The sequence below is a fragment of the Streptomyces lomondensis genome (genome assembly GCF_014651035.1).
Classification (GTDB): domain Bacteria; phylum Actinomycetota; class Actinomycetes; order Streptomycetales; family Streptomycetaceae; genus Streptomyces; species Streptomyces lomondensis.
Genome location: NZ_BMWC01000010.1, coordinates 21,009 through 40,131, shown reverse-complemented (window position 1 = coordinate 40,131; position 19,123 = coordinate 21,009). Strand labels below are relative to the sequence as shown.

General features: G+C 71.6%; 17 protein-coding genes, 1 pseudogene and 2 riboswitches. Of the genes and pseudogenes, 9 read left to right on the top strand and 9 right to left on the bottom strand.

What is annotated here, in order from left to right:
• Nucleotides 1-190: 190 nt before the first annotated feature.
• Nucleotides 191-859: an AAA family ATPase gene (locus tag IE255_RS28785; RefSeq protein ID WP_190053318.1), complete on the bottom strand. Its 669-nt coding sequence runs from the start codon at nucleotides 857-859 to the stop codon at nucleotides 191-193.
• Between the two features lie 242 nt (nucleotides 860-1,101).
• Nucleotides 1,102-1,201, top strand: a riboswitch (glycine riboswitch).
• Nucleotides 1,202-1,309, top strand: a riboswitch (glycine riboswitch).
• Between the two features lie 38 nt (nucleotides 1,310-1,347).
• Here IE255_RS28785 and gcvT point away from each other — a divergent pair.
• The 7 genes from gcvT to IE255_RS28750 all read left to right on the top strand — a co-directional run bounded on the left by gcvT (nucleotide 1,348) and on the right by IE255_RS28750 (nucleotide 9,834).
• Nucleotides 1,348-2,469 carry a glycine cleavage system aminomethyltransferase GcvT gene (gene gcvT / locus IE255_RS28780; RefSeq protein WP_190053317.1) on the top strand — a complete coding sequence of 374 codons (1,122 nt, stop codon included), beginning with the start codon at nucleotides 1,348-1,350 and terminating at the stop codon, nucleotides 2,467-2,469.
• Nucleotides 2,470-2,570: 101 nt separating this feature from the next.
• Complete coding sequence (gene gcvH, locus IE255_RS28775) at nucleotides 2,571-2,948, top strand: glycine cleavage system protein GcvH (protein ID WP_190053316.1); 378 nt, start codon at nucleotides 2,571-2,573, stop codon at nucleotides 2,946-2,948.
• A 14-nt stretch (nucleotides 2,949-2,962) separates the two neighbouring features.
• Complete coding sequence (gene glyA, locus IE255_RS28770) at nucleotides 2,963-4,225, top strand: serine hydroxymethyltransferase (protein WP_190053315.1); 1,263 nt, start codon at nucleotides 2,963-2,965, stop codon at nucleotides 4,223-4,225.
• Nucleotides 4,226-4,306: 81 nt separating this feature from the next.
• Nucleotides 4,307-5,674, top strand: coding sequence for an L-serine ammonia-lyase (locus tag IE255_RS28765; protein WP_190053314.1), 1,368 nt, complete (start codon nucleotides 4,307-4,309; stop codon nucleotides 5,672-5,674).
• Nucleotides 5,675-5,792: 118 nt separating this feature from the next.
• Entirely contained in the window at nucleotides 5,793-7,946 is a 2,154-nt protein-coding gene (locus IE255_RS28760; protein WP_229906638.1) for an McrB family protein, read from the top strand.
• On the top strand, nucleotides 7,943-9,193 hold the full coding sequence (locus tag IE255_RS28755; RefSeq protein WP_190053312.1) for an McrC family protein: 1,251 nt from the start codon (nucleotides 7,943-7,945) through the stop codon (nucleotides 9,191-9,193). Before IE255_RS28760 ends, IE255_RS28755 begins: the two co-directional genes overlap by 4 nt.
• An 83-nt stretch (nucleotides 9,194-9,276) precedes the next feature.
• A complete protein-coding gene (locus IE255_RS28750; protein ID WP_190053311.1) occupies nucleotides 9,277-9,834 on the top strand; it encodes a glycoside hydrolase family 25 protein in 558 nt (185 codons plus the stop codon).
• A gap of 13 nt (nucleotides 9,835-9,847) precedes the next feature.
• Here IE255_RS28750 and IE255_RS28745 read toward each other — a convergent pair.
• Together IE255_RS28745 and IE255_RS28740 are read right to left on the bottom strand one after the other, a co-directional pair.
• Nucleotides 9,848-10,516: pseudogene (locus IE255_RS28745) on the bottom strand (NADPH-dependent F420 reductase); the annotation flags it as partial.
• Between the two features lie 73 nt (nucleotides 10,517-10,589).
• The gene (locus IE255_RS28740; protein WP_190053309.1) at nucleotides 10,590-11,282 is read right to left on the bottom strand and encodes a FadR/GntR family transcriptional regulator; all 693 of its coding nucleotides are present in this window, start codon (nucleotides 11,280-11,282) and stop codon (nucleotides 10,590-10,592) included.
• Between the two features lie 196 nt (nucleotides 11,283-11,478).
• On the opposite strand from IE255_RS28740, the gene IE255_RS28735 reads away from it, so the two are divergent.
• Nucleotides 11,479-13,194, top strand: a complete 1,716-nt coding sequence (locus tag IE255_RS28735) for a 2-isopropylmalate synthase (protein ID WP_190053308.1) — start codon at nucleotides 11,479-11,481, stop codon at nucleotides 13,192-13,194.
• A complete protein-coding gene (locus IE255_RS28730; protein WP_190053307.1) occupies nucleotides 13,191-13,835 on the top strand; it encodes an ATP-binding cassette domain-containing protein in 645 nt (214 codons plus the stop codon). Before IE255_RS28735 ends, IE255_RS28730 begins: the two co-directional genes overlap by 4 nt.
• 60 nt (nucleotides 13,836-13,895) lie before the next feature.
• Here the strand turns inward: IE255_RS28730 and IE255_RS28725 are convergent, their stop codons facing one another.
• From IE255_RS28725 to IE255_RS28700, 6 genes are all read right to left on the bottom strand, one after another.
• Nucleotides 13,896-14,108 carry an EF-hand domain-containing protein gene (locus IE255_RS28725; RefSeq protein WP_190053306.1) on the bottom strand — a complete coding sequence of 71 codons (213 nt, stop codon included), beginning with the start codon at nucleotides 14,106-14,108 and terminating at the stop codon, nucleotides 13,896-13,898.
• Between the two features lie 107 nt (nucleotides 14,109-14,215).
• A complete protein-coding gene (locus IE255_RS28720) occupies nucleotides 14,216-14,821 on the bottom strand; it encodes an ADP-ribosyltransferase (RefSeq protein ID WP_190053305.1) in 606 nt (201 codons plus the stop codon).
• 93 nt (nucleotides 14,822-14,914) lie between these two features.
• On the bottom strand, nucleotides 14,915-16,093 hold the full coding sequence (locus IE255_RS28715; RefSeq protein WP_190053304.1) for a YncE family protein: 1,179 nt from the start codon (nucleotides 16,091-16,093) through the stop codon (nucleotides 14,915-14,917).
• 92 nt (nucleotides 16,094-16,185) lie between these two features.
• Nucleotides 16,186-16,788: an ATP-binding protein gene (locus tag IE255_RS28710; RefSeq protein WP_190053303.1), complete on the bottom strand. Its 603-nt coding sequence runs from the start codon at nucleotides 16,786-16,788 to the stop codon at nucleotides 16,186-16,188.
• A 174-nt stretch (nucleotides 16,789-16,962) separates the two neighbouring features.
• On the bottom strand, nucleotides 16,963-17,730 hold the full coding sequence (locus IE255_RS28705; RefSeq protein ID WP_190053302.1) for an enoyl-CoA hydratase/isomerase family protein: 768 nt from the start codon (nucleotides 17,728-17,730) through the stop codon (nucleotides 16,963-16,965).
• Between the two features lie 80 nt (nucleotides 17,731-17,810).
• Entirely contained in the window at nucleotides 17,811-19,037 is a 1,227-nt protein-coding gene (locus IE255_RS28700; RefSeq protein ID WP_190053301.1) for a L,D-transpeptidase, read from the bottom strand.
• Nucleotides 19,038-19,123: the final 86 nt, after the last annotated feature.

The window sequence follows — 19,123 nt, the reverse complement described above, 5'->3', positions numbered from 1 at the left end:
AGCCGTCCAGGCACCGGACCCACGCCCCGCCAAACCGCCAGCCCCCGAGGCACACGGCCCACGTCCCGCCAAACCGCCGGCCCTCCAGGCACACGACCCACAGCCGCCAAACCGCCACCCCCCGAGGCATCCCACCCGCGCCCGCCAAACCGCCGGTCCGCGAGGGACACGACCCACGCACCCCGGACCGTCAGCCCGTGAACGTGATGCGGCGCAGGGTGTTCGCCGCGTCGCGGTCGGCCAGGATCGCGGCGCCGCAGCCGCTGGGCAGTTCGCCGCGCTCCGCGGCGCGCAGCAGGCGGGTGGTCGCCGCGCGGTGGCGCAGGAACGCGTAGCTCGAGACGCCGCGGCCGCGGTCGCGCTGGCCGGCCAGGGCCTCCTCGGGGGTGACGTCGAGCAGCAGCAGATGCAGGGTGCCGCCCCGGCGGCGGGCCTCGCGGGCCAGCCAGCGGCGCACCCAGGCCTGCGTGCCGCAGTCGTGCACGACGATGCCCTCGCCGGTGCGCAGGGCGCGCCGCAGACCGGCGTAGTGGGCGAGCCGGACGAGCGGGCGGTAGACCGCGTAGGGAAGGAAGCGCGGCATGCGGCGGTCCCAGCGGTCGCGGGTGTCCTGGGAGTCGACGCGCGGGCCCGGCACCGTGCGCCGCATCAGTGTGGACTTGCCGCTGCCGGGCAGGCCCGTGACCACGACGAGGTCGCGAGGGCCGAACAGCAGCGCGTGCGGGCCGCGGCCGGCGCGGTCGCGCAGATCGCGGACGACCGGCGCCGGCACCGGGCCGCAGGCAGCCCGTGCCGGTGCGGCCGGCTGCTCGGGCAGCGCGATGCCCGTGGTCGTGGCGTACGCCATGGTCCTGTTCACCGTGATCGTCCTCCCCTGGGGCCAGGTACGGAGTCCCATCCCCGCCGAGTGTAAAGAGAAGGTAATGCCGCAGGCTCTCGTTTAGGTCCATGTCCTGCAACAGGGCTGCTACAGGGTGCTGTGGGTTGCTGCGGGTTGCTGTGTCCGGCGCGGGGGACGCTGTGCACTCCCTGGGAAAGGTCCCCCTGCCGCGTCGGAAGGATGCGTGCAATGATGTGCGCGCCAACTGCATACCGGCCGTTTGAATCCGCGCGGGAGAGTTCCCAGCACCGTTGACGCTGGGGCGCCGAAGGAGCAAGTCCCTCCCTTGAATCTCTCAGGCCCCGTTACCGCGCGGGCGAGGCACATCTGAAAAGCGGGCCGCCGCGACAGCGGCCCCACCCAAGGTGCAAGCCATGGACCAGCGCGGTCATGGCGAACCTCTCAGGTCCCGATGACAGATGGGGAGGAACGACCTCGCCCGTCATGCCTTGGGAGACAACCGTCCGATGAGCAGTACAGGAGAACTCCGCCACACCGCGCTCGATGCCCTGCATCGTTCGCTCGGTGCGACGATGACCGATTTCGCCGGCTGGGACATGCCCCTGCGCTACGGCTCCGAGCGCGACGAGCACACCGCCGTGCGCACGAAGGCCGGGCTGTTCGACCTCTCCCACATGGGCGAGATCACCGTCACCGGGCCGCAGGCCGCCGCCCTGCTCGACTTCGCGCTCGTCGGCAACATCGGCGGCGTCAAGCCGGGCCGCGCCCGCTACACCATGATCTGCCGGGCCGACGGCGGCATCCTGGACGACCTGATCGTCTACCGGCTGGCCGAGACCGAGTACATGGTCGTCGCCAACGCCTCCAACGCCCAGGTCGTGCTGGACGCCCTGGCGGAACGTTCCGCGGGCTTCGACGCCGAGGTGCGCGACGACCGGGACGCCTACGCGCTGATCGCCGTACAGGGCCCGGAGTCCCCCGGGATCCTGAAGTCCCTCACGGACGCCGATCTCGACGGCCTGAAGTACTACGCCGGTCTGCCCGGCACCGTCGCCGGGGTCCCGGCCCTGATCGCCCGGACCGGTTACACCGGCGAGGACGGCTTCGAGCTGTTCGTGAAGCCGGAGCACGCCGTCGAGCTGTGGCAGGCCCTGACCAAGGCGGGCGAGGGCGCCGGACTGGTCCCGTGCGGCCTGTCCTGCCGCGACACGCTGCGCCTGGAGGCGGGCATGCCGCTGTACGGGCACGAGCTGAGCACCTCCCTCACGCCCTTCGACGCCGGGCTCGGCCGCGTGGTGAAGTTCGAGAAGGAGGGCGACTTCGTCGGGCGCGAGGCCCTGCGCGAGGCCGCCGCCCGGGCGGAGCAGAACCCGCCGCGTGTGCTCGTCGGGCTCGTCGCCGAGGGCCGCCGGGTCCCGCGTGCCGGGTACGCCGTCGTCTCGGGCGGCGAGGTGATCGGCGAGGTCACCTCCGGCGCCCCCTCCCCCACCCTCGGCAAGCCGATCGCCATGGCCTACGTCGACGCCGTTCACGCCGCGCCCGGCACGCCCGGCGTGGCCGTGGACATCCGGGGCAGCCACGAGCCGTACGAGGTCGTGGCGCTGCCGTTCTACAAGCGCCAGAAGTAGACACTGGCCAGGGGCCGCGGCAGCGGCCTCGCGACCGTCGTCCCAGCTCAACAGCAGTCCCCCTTCCCCAGCACTCCCGCGCGTACAGGAGAATCCAGGCCATGAGCAACCCCCACCAGCTGCGTTACAGCAAGGAGCACGAGTGGCTGTCGGCCGCCGAGGACGGCGTGTCGACGGTCGGCATCACGGAGCACGCGGCGAACGCGCTCGGCGATGTCGTGTTCGTCCAGCTTCCCGAGGTCGGTGACTCGGTGTCCGCGGGCGAGACCTGCGGCGAGCTGGAGTCGACCAAGTCGGTGTCCGACCTGTACTCCCCCGTCTCGGGTGAGGTCACCGAGGTCAACGAGGACGTCGTGAACGACCCGTCGCTGGTGAACTCGGCCCCCTTCGAGGGCGGCTGGCTGTTCAAGGTGCGGGTCACGGACGAGCCGGGCGACCTGCTCTCCGCCGACGAGTACACCGCGTTCTCCGCCGGCTGAGGAGTCATAGCCGTATGTCCGTCCTGAACACACCCCTGCACGAGCTCGACCCGGCCGTCGCCGCCGCGGTCGACGCCGAGCTGCACCGCCAGCAGTCCACGCTGGAGATGATCGCCTCGGAGAACTTCGCCCCGGTCGCGGTCATGGAGGCGCAGGGCTCGGTCCTCACCAACAAGTACGCCGAGGGCTACCCGGGCCGCCGCTACTACGGCGGCTGCGAGCACGTCGACGTGGTCGAGCAGATCGCGATCGACCGGGTCAAGGAGCTGTTCGGCGCCGAGCACGCCAACGTCCAGCCGCACTCGGGCGCCCAGGCCAACGCGGCCGCGATGTTCGCGCTGCTCAAGCCGGGCGACACCATCATGGGCCTGAACCTCGCGCACGGCGGTCACCTGACCCACGGCATGAAGATCAACTTCTCCGGCAAGCTCTACGACGTCGTCGCCTACCACGTGGGCGAGGACGGCCGGGTCGACATGGCCGAGGTCGAGCGGCTCGCCAAGGAGTCCAGGCCGAAGCTGATCGTCGCCGGCTGGTCGGCGTACCCGCGGCAGCTGGACTTCGCCGAGTTCCGCCGGATCGCGGACGAGGTCGGCGCGTACCTGATGGTCGACATGGCCCACTTCGCCGGTCTCGTCGCGGCCGGGCTGCACCCCAACCCGGTGCCGCACGCGCACGTGGTCACCACCACGACCCACAAGACCCTCGGCGGCCCGCGCGGCGGTGTGATCCTCTCCACGGCCGAACTGGCCAAGAAGATCAACTCCGCCGTCTTCCCCGGTCAGCAGGGCGGCCCGCTGGAGCACGTGATCGCCGCCAAGGCGGTCGCCTTCAAGGTCGCCGCCTCGGAGGACTTCAAGGAGCGCCAGCGCCGTACGCTGGAGGGTGCCCGCGTCCTGGCCGAGCGTCTGGTGAAGGACGACGTCCGGGCCGTGGGCGTGGACGTCCTGTCCGGCGGCACGGACGTGCACCTGGTCCTGGTCGACCTGCGCCACTCGGAGCTGGACGGGCAGCAGGCCGAGGACCGCCTCCACGAGGTGGGCATCACGGTCAACCGGAACGCGATCCCGAACGACCCGCGTCCGCCGATGGTGACGTCCGGTCTGCGGATCGGCACGCCGGCCCTGGCCACCCGCGGGTTCCAGGCCGAGGACTTCGCGGAGGTCGCGGACGTCATCGCCGAGGCGCTGAAGCCGTCGTACGACGCGGAGGCCCTCAAGGCCCGGGTGAAGGCCCTGGCCGACCGGCACCCGCTGTACCCGGGTCTGAACAAGTAACGAAGAAACCTTTCAGGGCGCCCCGCTCCGCGCGGGCGCGGCGCCCTGCCCCTTGCACCACCCCGTAGTCAGGAGTCCCCCGTGGCCATCTCGGTCTTCGACCTGTTCTCGATCGGCATCGGCCCGTCCAGCTCCCACACCGTCGGCCCGATGCGGGCGGCCCGCATGTTCGCCCGGCGGCTGCGCAACGAGGAGCTGCTGGCCCCGACCGCGCAGGTCCGCGCGGAGCTGTACGGCTCGCTCGGCGCGACCGGCCACGGCCACGGCACGCCCAAGGCGGTGCTGCTCGGCCTGGAGGGCGACTCACCGCGCACGGTGGACGTCGCGACGGCCGACGAGCGAGTGGAGTCGATCAAGACCGCCGGCCGGCTGAACCTGCTGGGCGAGCACGAGATCGCGTTCTCCTTCGACGACGACATGGTCCTGCACCGCCGCAAGGCCCTGCCGTACCACGCGAACGGCATGACCCTGTGGGCGTACGACGCCTCGGGCGCGGAGCTGCTCACCAAGACCTACTACTCGGTCGGCGGCGGCTTCGTCGTCGACGAGGACGCGGTCGGCGCGGACCGCATCAAGCTCGACGACACCGTGCTGAAGTACCCCTTCCGCACGGGCGACGAGCTGCTGCGCCTGGCCCAGGACACGGGCCTGTCCATCTCGGCGCTGATGCTGGAGAACGAGCGGGCCTGGCGCACCGAGGAGGAGATCCGCGCAGGCCTGCTGGAGATCTGGCAGGTGATGCGGGACTGCGTGGCACGCGGGCTGTCCCAGGAGGGCATCCTGCCGGGCGGTCTCAAGGTGCGCCGCCGGGCCGCGAACACCGCGCGCAAGCTGCGCTCCGAGGGCGATCCGCTGGCCCTCGCCATGGAGTGGATCACCCTCTACGCGATGGCCGTGAACGAGGAGAACGCCGCCGGCGGCCGGGTCGTCACCGCCCCCACCAACGGCGCGGCCGGCATCATCCCGGCGGTCCTGCACTACTACATGAACTTCGTGCCGGGCGCCGACGAGGAGGGCGTGGTCCGCTTCCTGCTCGCCGCGGGCGCGATCGGCATGCTCTTCAAGGAGAACGCCTCCATCTCCGGCGCCGAGGTCGGCTGCCAGGGCGAGGTCGGCTCCGCCTGCTCCATGGCCGCGGGCGCACTGGCCGAGGTCCTCGGCGGCTCCCCCGAGCAGGTCGAGAACGCGGCCGAGATCGGCATGGAACACAACCTCGGCCTGACCTGCGACCCGGTCGGCGGCCTCGTCCAGATCCCGTGCATCGAGCGCAACGGCATGGCCGCGGTGAAGGCCGTCACGGCCGCCCGCATGGCCATGCGCGGCGACGGCTCCCACAAGGTGTCCCTGGACAAGGTCATCAAGACGATGAAGGACACGGGTGCGGACATGTCGGTGAAGTACAAGGAGACGGCCCGGGGCGGACTGGCCGTCAACATCATCGAGTGCTGACCCTTCCCGGCCGACCGCCTGACGGCTGTCACATCCCCCTCCTAAGCTGGGCCCTTCGAGCACCAGGGGGTGGGGCGCAGTGGCGAGGCGGCCGGAGAGTGGCGATGTCGTGGCGGCGGTGCGGAGGGTCTTCCGTGACGGGCTGCTGAGCGGGGAGTCCGCGTTCGCGCGGGAGGTGCCGGCCTGGGGTGAGGCCACGGCCGCCGATCTGCGCGTGCGGTTCGTGGACCAGCCCGACGAGTCCTCGGACACCTTCCTGGTCAAGCTGCGGCGCCAGCTCGACGGGGCGCCCGACGCGACGGTCGTGCTCGCGGCCGAACTGCTGTTCGTGAACATGGCGCCCTTGGTGCCCGAGCAGATCGGGCTGGCCAAGAAGCGCCAGATCCTGGGCGAGGTGCTGTCCTGGGCCGACCGCCCGGTGGCGGTCCCGGCGGAGCTGGAGCCCGGCCTCAAGGGCTTCCTGCACGGCGGCCAGGGCTTCCTGAACTACCGGTGGGCGCAGTTCCAGATCCTGGTGCTGCTGGTGGAGCGGCTCGCCGCCCTGCGCGACGCCGAGCGGAAGGCGCTGCTGGACGACCCCTGGCGGTTCAGGGAGGAGTGTCTGGCCGTCCAGCAGTCGGTCGGGCACAAGAAGGGGCGCGCGCAGATCCACGTCCTGCTGTTCCTGCTCTTTCCGGAGACGTACCAGCCGATCGCCAGCGCCGGTCACAAGCAGGAGATCGTCAAGGCGTTCGCGGACGAACTCCCCGAGCCCAGCGGCGACGCCGACCGCGATCTGCTGGAGCTGTGCCGGACGCTCCGGGCGCAGACCGGGGAACCGGTCGACTTCTACGACGAGCCGTGGGTGCGCAGGTGGCGCAAGGGCGCCGTGGAGCACGAGCAGCGCGGCTGGCTCGTCCGCGGATACAACGTGGACGGCCGGGACTTCATCCCGGACTGGCTCCGGCGCGGCTACTGCTCGCTGTCCTGGCGCGAGATGCCGGAGATCCCCGCCGGCTCCGCCAAGCAGGACGTCCAGCGGGCCGTCGCCGAGGCCATGCCGGACGCCAGCGCCCAGCTGCGCGGGCAGGCCGCCTACCAGCTGCACGCCTTCCTCACCCTCATGCAGCCGGGCGACCTGGTCGTCACCGTCACGCCGGACGAGGTCCACGTCGGCACGGTCCAGGGCCCGGCGGCGTACGACGCGTCGGACGGCCCGGACAACGCCCGGCGCCGGCCGGTGAACTGGGCCACCGCCGAGCGGCCGCTCGTCCGCGCGGAGCTGCCCGAGCGGGTGCAGGCCCGGCTGCCCCTGCCGCCCACGCTGTACGACATCAGCACCGTCGCGGCCGAACTCGCCGAGCGTGCGGGCCTGGAGGACGCCGTCGCCGAGGAGCTCGTCGACGTCGACGTCACCAAGCCGCTGGAGCTGCCGCCCGTCACGGAGGAGCTGGCGGCCCGCCTGCTGATGCCGCTGGAGTGGCTCCGGGAGACGGCCGAACAGCTCCAGGAACAGGGGCAGCTCGTCTTCCACGGCCCGCCCGGCACCGGCAAGACCTACCTGGCCCGTGCCCTGGCGAGGCATCTCGCCGGCCCCGACCGGGTGGAACTCGTGCAGTTCCACCCCTCGTACACGTACGAGGACTTCTTCGAGGGGTTCCGTCCCGTCCGGGGCGAGGACGGCTCGGTGGTGTTCGACGTCGTGCCCGGGCCGTTCCGGCTGCTCGCCGAGCGCGCCGCGAAGGACCCGGCGAACCCGTACGTCCTGATCGTCGACGAGATCAACCGGGCCAATCTGGCGAAGGTCTTCGGCGAGCTGTACTTCCTGCTGGAGTACCGCGAGGAGCCCGTCACCACCCAGTACAGCCCGCACGCCCCGTTCACCCTGCCGGGCAACCTGTTCCTCATCGGCACGATGAACACCGCCGACCGCTCGATCGCCCTCGTCGACGCCGCGATGCGCCGCCGGTTCGCCTTCCGCCGCCTCTCCCCCGAGAAACCGCCGGTCAAGGGGCTGCTGGACCGCTGGCTGCGCGAGCGCGGCCTGCCGGACACCGCCGCCCGGCTGCTGGACGAGCTCAACGCCCGGCTCGGCGACGCCGACCGCGCGATCGGGCCGTCGTACCTGATGAAGCCCGCCGCGGCCCGGCCGGAGGGGCTCGGCCTCGTCTGGCGCACCCAGATCCTGCCCCTGCTGGAGGACCAGCTCTACGGCACCGGTGTCGACGTGGAGGAGGAGTACGGCCTGCCCGCCCTGCGTGCGGCGCTCGGGCCGGACCCGGAGGAGGCGTGACCACCCCCGGCCCGGTCGCCGCCGGCCTCGACCTCACCGTCCCGGAGACCGGCCCCGGCACCGTGCGCGAGCTGACCGGTGACCAGATCGCCGGGCTGCTCGGCGTGCCGGGCCTGGTCCGGCTGACCCCGGCGGCGGGCGGACGCTGGCGTCTGCGGGGGAACCAGAAGGTGGGCCTGGTCCGGCTGCGCACACCGTCCGGCGGAGCCGTCCAGCTCCACCTGCGTCCCAAACTCCCCGTCCGCGACCTGCTGTTCCTGCTCTCCTACTCCCCCGGCGACCCCTGGCGGCCCGAGCCGGTCACCGCCGCCGAGTCGGACGAACTCCTGCCCGCCGTCGCCGATCTCCTCGCCCGCACCGCGCGCCGCACCCTCGACGCCGGAGTGCTGCACGGCTACCGCACGGTCGAGGAGGAGCTGCCCCTGATCCGCGGCCGGATCCGCACGGCGGACCAGCTGCGCCGCGTCGGCCTCCCGCTGCCCGTCGCCGTGCGCTACGACGACCACACCCCGGACATCGTCGAGAACCGCATCCTGCTCACGGCCCTGCACCTGGCCGCCCGGCTCCCGGGCGTCCCCGGGCCCACCCGCCGGACCCTGCGTCACCTCTCCGACCACCTCACGGGAGTCCAGCCCCTCCCTCCCGGCGCGCCCCTGCCCCGCTGGACGCCGAACCGCCTCAACTCCCGCTACGCACGCGTCCTGCGGCTCGCGGAGCTGGTGCTCTCCGCCCGTTCCGTCCAGCCGGACGGCCGGACCCCCACCGCGGCGGACGGCTTCCTGCTCGACATGCCGGACGTGTTCGAAAGGTTCCTCACGGTGGCGCTCGGCGAGGTCCTCGCCCGCCAGGGGATCCGGTGCGCCGCCCAGGAGGGACACCACCGCCTGGACGAGGCCCGCCGGGTGCGGCTGCGACCGGACCTCGTGCTGTACCGGGCGGGCCGTCCGGTCTCCGTCGTGGACGCGAAGTACGTCTTCCTCGGCACACCCGCACCGTCCACCGACCACCTCGGCCAACTGCTCGGCTACTGCACCGCGCTCGGCCTGCCGCACGGCCATCTGGTCTACGCCGCCACCGACCGGGACGGACCCACGGACCACGTCATCCGCCGCGCGGGCATCACCGTCACTGCCCACGCCCTGGACCTGGCCCGCCCACCGGCCGAGCTGCTGTCGGCCGTCGCGGACCTGGCGGACCGGATCGCCGCGACGGCCGCCGACACCCGCCCCGCACCCCGCCGAAGTTGAAATTTCCACGTCAGGTCACAGCAGCCCGTGTCATGGTGGTAGGCACCAACTCCCCCTCTCCACCGGCACTTCAGGGAGCCCCTATGCTGCGCGGCATAGACGTGAGCGCGTACCAGTCCTCCTCCTACAGCACCGAGGGCCTCTCCTTCGTCTTCGTCAAGGCAACCGAGGGCCGTTCCTACGTCAACCCCAAGCTCGCCGCCCAGACGAAGCGGGCGCGGGACGCCGGGCTGGTCGTCGGCTTCTACCACTTCCTGTGGCCCGGCAACCTCACCGCCCAGGCCGAGTACTTCGTCGGCAAGGCCCCGGACCGGGCGGGCGACATCCTCGCCGTCGACTGGGAGACGACCAGCAACGGCACGCACGCGAGCAACGCGGAGAAGGACCTGTTCATACGGAAGCTGAAGGATCTCCGGCCGAACAACCAGGTGGTGCTCTACTGCAACCGCAACTTCTGGCTCAACATCGACACGACCTCCTACGCGGGCGACGGGCTGTGGATAGCCGACTACGTCAGCGCGGGCAAGCCCCGTATCAAGGCGAAGTGGCGCTTCCACCAGTACACCGACGACCCGCTGGACAAGAACGTCGCCGACTTCGAGAGCAAGGCGGCGCTGCGGAAGTGGGCCGAGGACGCCTGATTTTCCGCGTGGCCTAGCCGCGGAAGTCCGCCGGGCGTTCCGGAGACGCCTCCGCCAGGGCCTTCGTGACCGTCTCGGTGCCGGCGCGCAGGCCGTAGACCGGGGTGTCGGGCTGCTGGCGCCAGGAGTCGTCGATGCCGCCCGCGTCGACGGTGTCGAAGCCGAGTTCGTCGATCAGTTCCCGTACCTTGCGCTTGGCCGCCTCGTCGTCGCCGGCCACAGGGAGGGCCATGCGGCCGGGGTCGCCGGCCGGGAGCGGGCGGTCCAGGATGTCCTGGGCATAGGTGCCGTTGAAGGCCTTGATCACGGGGTGGCCGATCTGCCGTTCCGTCCAGCGGCTCTCGGTGAGGCCCTCGTCCTCGATCCCGGCGATCCTGCCGTCCCGCTGCCGGGGGTAGTAGTTGCCGGTGTCGATGACCACGACGCCGTCGGCCGCTCCGTCGAAGAGACCGGACGGCAGGTCCGGGACCGCCTTCAAGGGGATGGTCACCACGACCACTTCCGCGCCCCGCGCCGCCTCCTCGACCGTCACGGGCGTCGATCCGGTCTCCTCCGCCAGGGCGGTGAGGGTGTGCGGGCCGCGGGAGTTGGCGACGGACACGTCATGGCCGAGGGCGGTGAGCCGCCGGGTCAGGTTGCCGCCGATGTTGCCCGCTCCGATGATGCCGATCTTCATGTCCTCGCCTCGCCTTTCGGGATGTGGACAGCGCCTCGCGGAGCCTTGGTGATCAGGGTCAACCCCCGGGGCAGGCGGGCTATTCCGGGTTCCGGGCGGGTGCGAAGGGGTCCTCCAATTCCTGCCGCAGCACCTCCGCCGCCGCCTCCGCGTCCCCGTCCTCCACGGCCCGGACGAGCGCCTCGTGGGCCTCGTCGCCGGTGCTCGGGTCGTCGTTGCGCAGGCCGGTCAGGGAGAGCAGCTCGATCAGGCCCTCCCGCAGGACGGGTGTGAACTCGGCGAACAGGTCGGCGAGCACGGGGTTGTGGGCGGCGGCGACGACGGCGGCGTGGAAGGCGATGTCCGCGTCGACGAAGGCGGGGTCGTCGAGCGGGGTGGCGGCCCGGCGGGCCCGCAGTGCCGCCCACAGGGCCGTGACGTCCTCCGGCGTGCGGCGGCGCGCGGCCAGCCGGGCCGCGTGGACCTCGACCGCCATACGGACCTCGTAGACGTCGGTCACGGCGGCCCGGCGCAGCCGGGTGGGCCAGTCCTCGACCGGCTCGGTGGCGATGACGAAGACGCCGGCGCCCTGGCGGGGCCGCACCAGCCCGGCGCCGGCGAGCGCGCGCAGTGCCTCGCGGACGGTGGAGCGGCCCACCCCCAGTTCCTTCGCGAGGGTCGTCTCGCCGGGCAGCTTGGTGCCGACCGGCCAGTGGCCGCCCGTGATCTGCTCGCGCAGCCGGGCGGCGGCCTGCTCGACCAGGGGGCTGGGGCGGACGGCACCGAGCGGCATGGGTTCACCAACTTGTCTGAGGGGAACGGGAATTCCACTTGTCTGAGGACCTGACCAGTGGTTAGCGTACTGCGCGTGACGCTTCGCGGTCTCCTTCTCCTCGGCTGCCGCGGCGGGGCCTGACGCGACCGGCACCCCGCCGCGGGTCGCCGTGCTGCCGGTCACCGTCCGACCGAGCCGAAGGCCACAGCCGACGATGACCACCACCCCCGCCCCGGCCTGGAACCCCCAGCGCCCGGGCCCCATGCCGTACCACCGCTACCGCCCCTTCCAGGACCGCGTGCGTGTCCCCGCCGCCGACCGCGCCTGGCCCGCCGCCCGGATCGAGCGCGCTCCCCTCTGGGTCCCCGTCGACCTGCGCGACGGCAACCAGGCCCTCGCCGAGCCGATGGACACACCCCGCAAGCGCCGCTTCTTCGACCTGCTGACCGGCATGGGCTTCAAGGAGATCGAGGTCGGCTACCCGTCGGCGAGCCGCACCGACTTCGACTTCGTCCGGCACCTGGTGACCAGCGGCGCCGTACCGGACGACGTCACGCCCGTCGTGTTCACCCCGGCCCGCCGGGATCTGATCGACCGCACCTTCGACGCGATCGAGGGCCTGCCGAGGGCCGTCGTCCACCTGTACATCGCGACCTCGCCGGTGTGGCGGGACGTCGTCCTGGGGCGTGACCGGGCGGCGGTGTGGCGGACCGTGCGGGAGGCCGCCGAGCACATGGCCCGCCGGGCGGACCGGGGATCGTACGTCCGTTTCCAGTTCTCCCCGGAGACCTTCAACCTGACCGAGCCGGACTTCGTGCTCGAACTGTGCGACGGGCTGACCGGGCTGTGGGACGCGAGCCCGGACCGGCCGGTCACCCACAACCTGCCCGCGACGGTGGAGATCGCGACGCCGAACGTCTACGCCGACCAGATCGAGTACGTCCACCGGAACCTGGCCCGCCGCGACAGCGTCATCCTCTCCGTGCACCCGCACAACGACCGCGGCACGGGCGTCGCCTGCGCCGAACTGGCCGTGCTGGCCGGCGCCCAGCGGGTGGAGGGCTGCCTGTTCGGCAACGGGGAGCGCACCGGCAACGTCGACCTGGTGACCCTCGCGCTCAACCTGTACGCCCAGGGCGTCGACCCGATGCTCGACTTCCGGGACCTCGACGCCGTACGGGAGACGGTCGAGCACTGCAACCGGCTGCCCGTGCACCCGCGCCACCCGTATGCCGGGGACCTGGTCCACACGGCCTTCTCGGGCACCCACCAGGACGCCATCAGCAAGGGCCTGGCCCGGCATGCCGAGCGGGCCCGGGAGCTGGGGGTGCCCGAGGGGCGGGCGCCCTGGTCGGTGCCGTACCTGCCCATCGACCCGGCCGACGTGGGCCGCTCCTACGAGGCGGTGATCCGGGTCAACTCGCAGTCGGGCAAGGGCGGCACGGCGTACCTGCTGCGCACCGCGCACGGCGTCGACCTGCCGGCGCGCATGCGGCCGGACTTCTCCCAGGTCGTGCAGCGGGCCACGGACGACAGCGGGCGGGAGATGACGGCGAAGGAGCTGTACGCGCTGTTCCGGGCGACGTACGTGGTGGAGGACGGGGAGGCGGCGCTGGACGCCTGGTCCGTGCACCGGGACGAGGCCACGGGCGCGCACCGCTTCGTGTGCACCCTGCGGACCGGCGAGCGCACCGGCGACTACGAGGGCTCGGGCAGCGGTCCCGTCTCCGCGTTCGTCGACGCGCTGGCGGGGGCCGGGGTGGCCGTGGAGGTCCTCGACTTCTGCGAGCGGGCCGGCGACGAGGGCACGGACGCCTTCGCCGAGTGCCGTGTCGGTTCCGCGACGTGCTGGGGCGCGGGCCGGGACGCCTCGGCCCTGGCCGCGTCCGTGCGGGCGGTGCTGTCCGCCGTCAACAGGGCCCTGCGGTGACGGCGGTCGTCCTGCGGGCCGAGGACGTCCATGTCGTCCGCGACGGCCGGCCGATCCTGGCCGAGGTGTCCCTGACCGTCCGGGCAGGGGAGCACTGGGCGCTGCTCGGTGCGAACGGCGCGGGCGGGTCCACCCTGCTCCGCCTGCTGGGCGCGCTGGTCCACCCCACCCGGGGCACCGTGGAGGTGCTGGGCCATCGGCTGGGCCGGGTCGACCTGCGGGAGCTGCGCGCGCACGTGGGGCATGTCGATCCCCGGCATCCGCCGGCCTCGCCGCTGCGGGTGCGGGACGTCGTGCTGACCGGCCTGACCAACTCGGTGGAGCCGCTGCCCCGGTGGCGTCCGGAGCCGCAGCAGGCCGCGCGGGCGGAGCGGCTGATCGGGACGCTGGGGCTCATCGGGGCGCTGGAGGACCTGCGCCGGGAGCATCCGCGTCTCGCCACGGTCCTGGTCACCCATCACCTGGAGGAGCTGCCGGCCCACACCACGCACGCCCTGCTGCTGCGCGAGGGCCGTCCGCTCGCGGGCGGCCCCGTGGGAGAGGTACTCACCGCCGACCGGCTGGGCAAGTGCTTCGACCTGCCGCCAACGCTGGAACGGCACGAGGGCCGGTGGAGTGTGCGCACCGCCCGCCGGGCATGACGAGGGGCCCGGTCCGTTCGTGGACCGGGCCCCTTCGCTCAGCTGCGGGCGCCCCGGCGACTACTTGCTCAGGTAGGCCCAGAACTCGTCGAAGCTCAGCTTCTTGTCGCCGTCCAGGTCGCGGGTCTTGATGACGACCTCGGCGACCGACTCGGTGACGTTCCAGTCGCCCGACCGGGCCAGGGCGGTCTTGAACTCGGCAGCGGTGATGTATCCGTCACCGTCCGTATCGATCTGCTCGAACTGCTTGCGTGCTTCCTCGATGTCCGCCACCGGTCCGCCCCTCATCTCGTGCTGTACGTCGTACTGACGCAGGTCAGATTAACCGCCCGCCCGAACCTCCAGCGCGGCGGCCACAACGGTGGGCTCGGAGGTGCTGATCAGTGCCACGGCTTGTAGTGCGGGTTGCTCTCGCACTCGCTCATGATCTCCGTCTTGGTCTGCTTGTCCACCGGGCAGACGCCGATGATGTACTCCCGGGCGATGCCGCCGGGGAAGGCGACCTCCTGCTGGTCGGCCCACTTGTGGGTGTCGCCGATGGTCTTGTTGACGTCGATGCCGCCCGGGGCGTCGACGTAGTAGTTGAAGGCGGGCTTCCACTTCTTGTAGAGGTCGTGGTCGTACGTCGTGGACACGTACGGGGACGGCTGGTTGACCAGGACGTACTTCTCCAGGTCGTACTGACCGTTGACGACGTCCTTGGGGTGGAAGCCCTGCTCGAAGACGACGGACGGGCCGCGGCCGTCGGCGCGGTAGAGCGTGCCGCAGGTGGTGCGCCAGGACGGGTCGGGGGTGATGCGGTCGACGTCGACACGGCGGTCGGCGGCGGCCTTGATCTCGTCGTCGAACCGGACGGGACAGGCGGCCGGTGCGGGGGCCGCGGGCTTGGCGGGCGCCTGGGCGGGCGCGGCGGCCGTGGTCGTGAGGACGGCCGTGAGGCAGAGGGCGGCGGCCGTGGCGCGCCGCCGCAGACGGAGAGTGATCATGCGCAGCACGATCGCGGTTCCGCTGCGGCGGGCCCGGGACCCTCACCCGATCGGTGGCGTGTCAACTTCCCCCGGGTGGACGGCAGATGGGCGTCACCGGAAGATCCCCGTGTGGCCGAGCGAGTAGCGGCCGGGCTGCGGGTAGACCGCCAGGCCGTGCGGGCCGCTGCCGACGGGGATGCGGGCGAGCTGGGTGCCGGTGCGGGTGTCGATGGCGTACACCTCGGCGTCGTAGCGGCCGGACAGCCACAGCACCTTGCCGTCGGCGGAGACGCCGCCCATGTCGGGGCTGCCGCCGTCGGGCAGCCGCCACTTCTTGGTCAGCTTGTCCTGGGTGAAGTCGAAGACGGAGATCGTGCCCTCGCCGCGGTTGGAGACGTACATCTCGCGGGAGTCGCGGCTGACGTAGAGGCCGTGGCAGCCCTTGCCGGTGGGCAGCAGGGTCGGCTCGGTGAATTTGTCACCGTCCAGGACCCACATGCCGTGGGCCATCATGTCGGCGATGTAGAACTTCTTGCCGTCGGGCGAGACCTTCACGTCCTGCGGCATGGCACCCTCGAACGGCAGCCGCTGCTGCCCGACGACCTTCATCTTCTCGGTGTCGACCTTGAGCAGCTCGCCGCTGAACTCGCAGGAGACGATGAAGTAGCGGCCGTCGAGGGAGAAGTCGGCGTGGTTGACGCCGTAGCAGGAGACCGGGACGGTCTTCTTGCGCTCCATGGTGTGCGGGTCGCGGAAGACCAGCTCCCGGTCGAGGGAGGCCATGACGACGGCGTACTTGCCGTTGGGCGTGAAGTAGAGGTTGTACGGGTCGTGGACCTCGACCTCCTTGCCCGCCTTGCCGGTCTTCGGGTCGATCGGGGTGAGGGTGTGGCCGCGGTTGTTGTTGACCCAGAGCGTCTTCAGGTCCCAGGACGGCACGACGTGCTGGGGCTGCCGGCCCACCGGGATCGTCTCGATGATCTCGTACGTCTTCGGGTCGATGACGGAGACCGTGTCGGACTCGGTGTTGGGCACGTAGACCCGGGACGGGAAGTCCTTGACCACCGGGGACAGCTTGTTCGGGCGGTCGGCCGCGTACACGTCCTCGGGGTCCAGGACGGGCGGCATGCCGGGCAGGCCCTCGACGGGCTTCTTCTCGGGCGGGGCGGGCACGGCGGCCTTGGTGCCGTGTGCCTGGGAGGTCCGTTCCCCGCTTTGGGTGCCACAGGCGGCGAGGACGGCGAGGGCGGCACCCGCGACGAGGGTGCTCTTGACGAGGTGACGGTGCATTGCACCATTTAAGGTGCGCTTCGCCGGGAAACCGGCTATTCGCCCGATCGGCGGCCGGGTTGGGCTGTCGCGGGCCCTGCCGTGCCGCGCCCTCAGCGGTCGGCGACCCGCATCTCGAACCACGTGGTCTTCCCCCGGGGCAGCAGATCGACCCCCCAGCGGTCGGCCAGCTTGTCGACGAGGAACAGGCCGCGGCCGCTGACGTCCAGCTCCTGGACCGGCATCAGGCACGGCAGCCCCCGGGAGGGGTCGCGGACCTCGACGCGGATCCAGCCGCGGCGCCGGTGCAGGCGCAACCCGAAGACGCGGGCGCCGGTGTGCCGTACGGCGTTGCCGACCAGCTCGGAGACGAGCAGGACGGCATCCTCGGTGGTCTTGGGCGTGAGCCCCCAGTGGCGCAGGACCACGACCTGGGTGAGGCGTCTGGCGGTGGCCGCGGACTCGGGGCGGGACGGCAGGGGGACCTCTGCCTCCGTCGGGTTGCCGTACAACTCCAGCGCCTTCAGCGCGTGTTCGTCCTCGACGGTCGGCGACCAGCGCGCCGCGGCCGCATGTGCGTCTCCCCGCGGCTGTTCCATACCCTCCAGCCCCGCCATGCCCCCATCATCGCCGCCCGGAGGGCCCGACGGGGCCGTTCCCGGGGAATACGCCGCCGGGTGCGGACCGCCCGCCGGAGACCCACCGTCATATGCCAACGACGCTTCGGAGTCGCCCGCACCCCCTCCGACCTGCTGGAACGGACCATTTCGGGGCAAGCGACGGACTCCCTCGGCCGGGCACGCTTAAGGGTGCCTTAAGGCTGCCATAAACCGCCCCTTCGAGGGACGCGGATCAGACAGGTCGTCAATTGCAAGCACCCGGAGGGAGGTTCACAGGAACTTCGCCTTGCCCGGCCCCTCCTCCACGAAGCTGCGCATCCCGCGCTCGCGGTCCTCGGTGGCGAACAGCCCTGCGAACCAGTTCCGTTCGACCGCGAGGCCCGTGTCGATGTCCGTCTCCAGGCCCGTGTCGATCGACTCCTTCGCGGCGCGCAGCGCGAGGGCCGGGCCCTGCGCCAGCTTCGCGGCCCAGGCGTGCGCCTGCGCGTACACCTCGTCGGCGGGCACGACCCGGTCCACCAGGCCGATCTCCTTCGCCTCGTCGGCCTTCACCATCCGGCCCGTGAAGATCAGGTCCTTGGCCTTGGAGGGGCCGACCAGGCGGGCCAGGCGCTGGGTGCCGCCCGCGCCGGGGATCAGGCCGAGCAGGATCTCCGGCTGGCCGAGCTTGGCGTTCTCGGCGGCGATGCGGAAGTCCGCGCACAGCGCGAGTTCGCAGCCGCCGCCCAGCGCGTAGCCGGTCACGGCCGCGACGACCGGCTTGGGGATCCGGGCCACCGCCGTGAACGAGTCCTGGAGGGCGCGGGCGCGCAGGACCATCGCGGTGTGGTCCATCGCCTGCATCTCCTTGATGTCCGCGCCGGCCGCGAACACCTTCTCGCCGCCGTAGACCACCACGGCCCGCACGTCCTCGCGGCGCGCGGCCTCCTCGGCGAGTTCCTTCAGCCGGTCCTGCGTGGCGATGTCCAGCGCGTTCATGGGCGGGCGGTCGAGACGGAGCGTGCCTACGCCTTCAGCGACTTCGAGAGAGACGGTCATAGGCAGCAGGTTAACGGGGGCTAACGGCAGAGGCCCCGGTGCGGTCCGTCACACCGGGGCCCCTCGCCGTCAGCTCAGACCTACTTCTTCCACTTCTCCCACGACATGTTCCAGCCGTTGAGCCCGTTGTCCGGGTCGACGATCCTGTCCTCGGAGTTCTTGACGATCACCACGTCGCCGATCATCGAGTGGTTGAAGAACCACGCGGCCGGAGCCTTCTTGTCCCAGCCGCCGCGCACGTCGCGCAGGCCGATGCAGCCGTGGCTGGCGTTGTAGTTGCCGAAGGCGCCGCCCGCCCAGTAGTTGCCGTGCAAGAACGTGCCGGAGGTGGTCAGGCGGATGGCGTGCGGGACGTCCTTGATGTCGTACTCGCCGCCGTAGCCGACCGTCTCGCCGTTCATCCGGGTCACCGTGAGCATCTCGCTGATGACCATCTGGCCGTTCCAGGTCTCCATGCCGGGCTTGCCGGTGGTGACCGGGATGGTCTTGAACACCTTGCCGTCGCGCATGACCTTCATCGTCAGCTTCTTGGCGTCGACGACGGAGACCTGGTTGCGGCCGATGGTGAAGTCGATGGTCTTGTCCTGCTCGCCGTAGACGCCGGGGCGCCCCTCGACGCCGTCGAGGTTCAGGTCGACGGTCACCTTGGTGCCGGGCTTCCAGTACTTCTCGGGGCGGAAGTCGAGCCGGTCGTTGCCGAACCAGTGGCCCTCGACGTCCACGGCCGGTTCCGTCCTGATGCGGATGGCCCGCTCGACGTCGTCCGGGTTGGTGATGCCCCGCGAGAAGCGGATCGAGAACGGCATCCCGACGCCGACCTTGGAGCCGTCCTCGGGGGTGAAGGTGCCGATGAAGGTGTTCTTCGGGGTCAGCGTGGTGAAGCCGGCGTCCTCCGCGGCCGTGCGGCCCTCGGAGTCCTTGGCGACCGCGTGGACCGTGTACTTGGTGGCGCCGGCCAGGTGGGTGGACGGCGTCCAGCTGGCGCCGTCGCCGGATATCTCGCCGTCGACCTTCTTGCCCTCGGCGTCCTTGACCTCCACCTCGGTCAGCTTCCCCTTGGCGGCGGTGACCTTCAGCGCGCCGCTGGTGTCGACGGACTTGGCGCCGTCCTTGGGGGTGATGCTGACGACGGCCTCGGACTGCTTGCTCTGCGCGGTGTCCGCGTCCTTGCCCTTGCCGTCGTCCGCGCCGGAACCGGTCTCTCCGCCGCCACACGCCGTGACGGCGAGGAGCAGCACGCCGAGTATCAGCGCGAGCAGTCCGTTCCTGCCCCCACCCGACGCCCCCGATATCGGTCGCCCGTTCAAGTTGTTCTCCCCTCCCCGGGCCTGGTCAGGCCCGCACCCCTGCGCGTCCCCCGCGCACCGGCGAATAGTAACCACAGGGTGCGGGG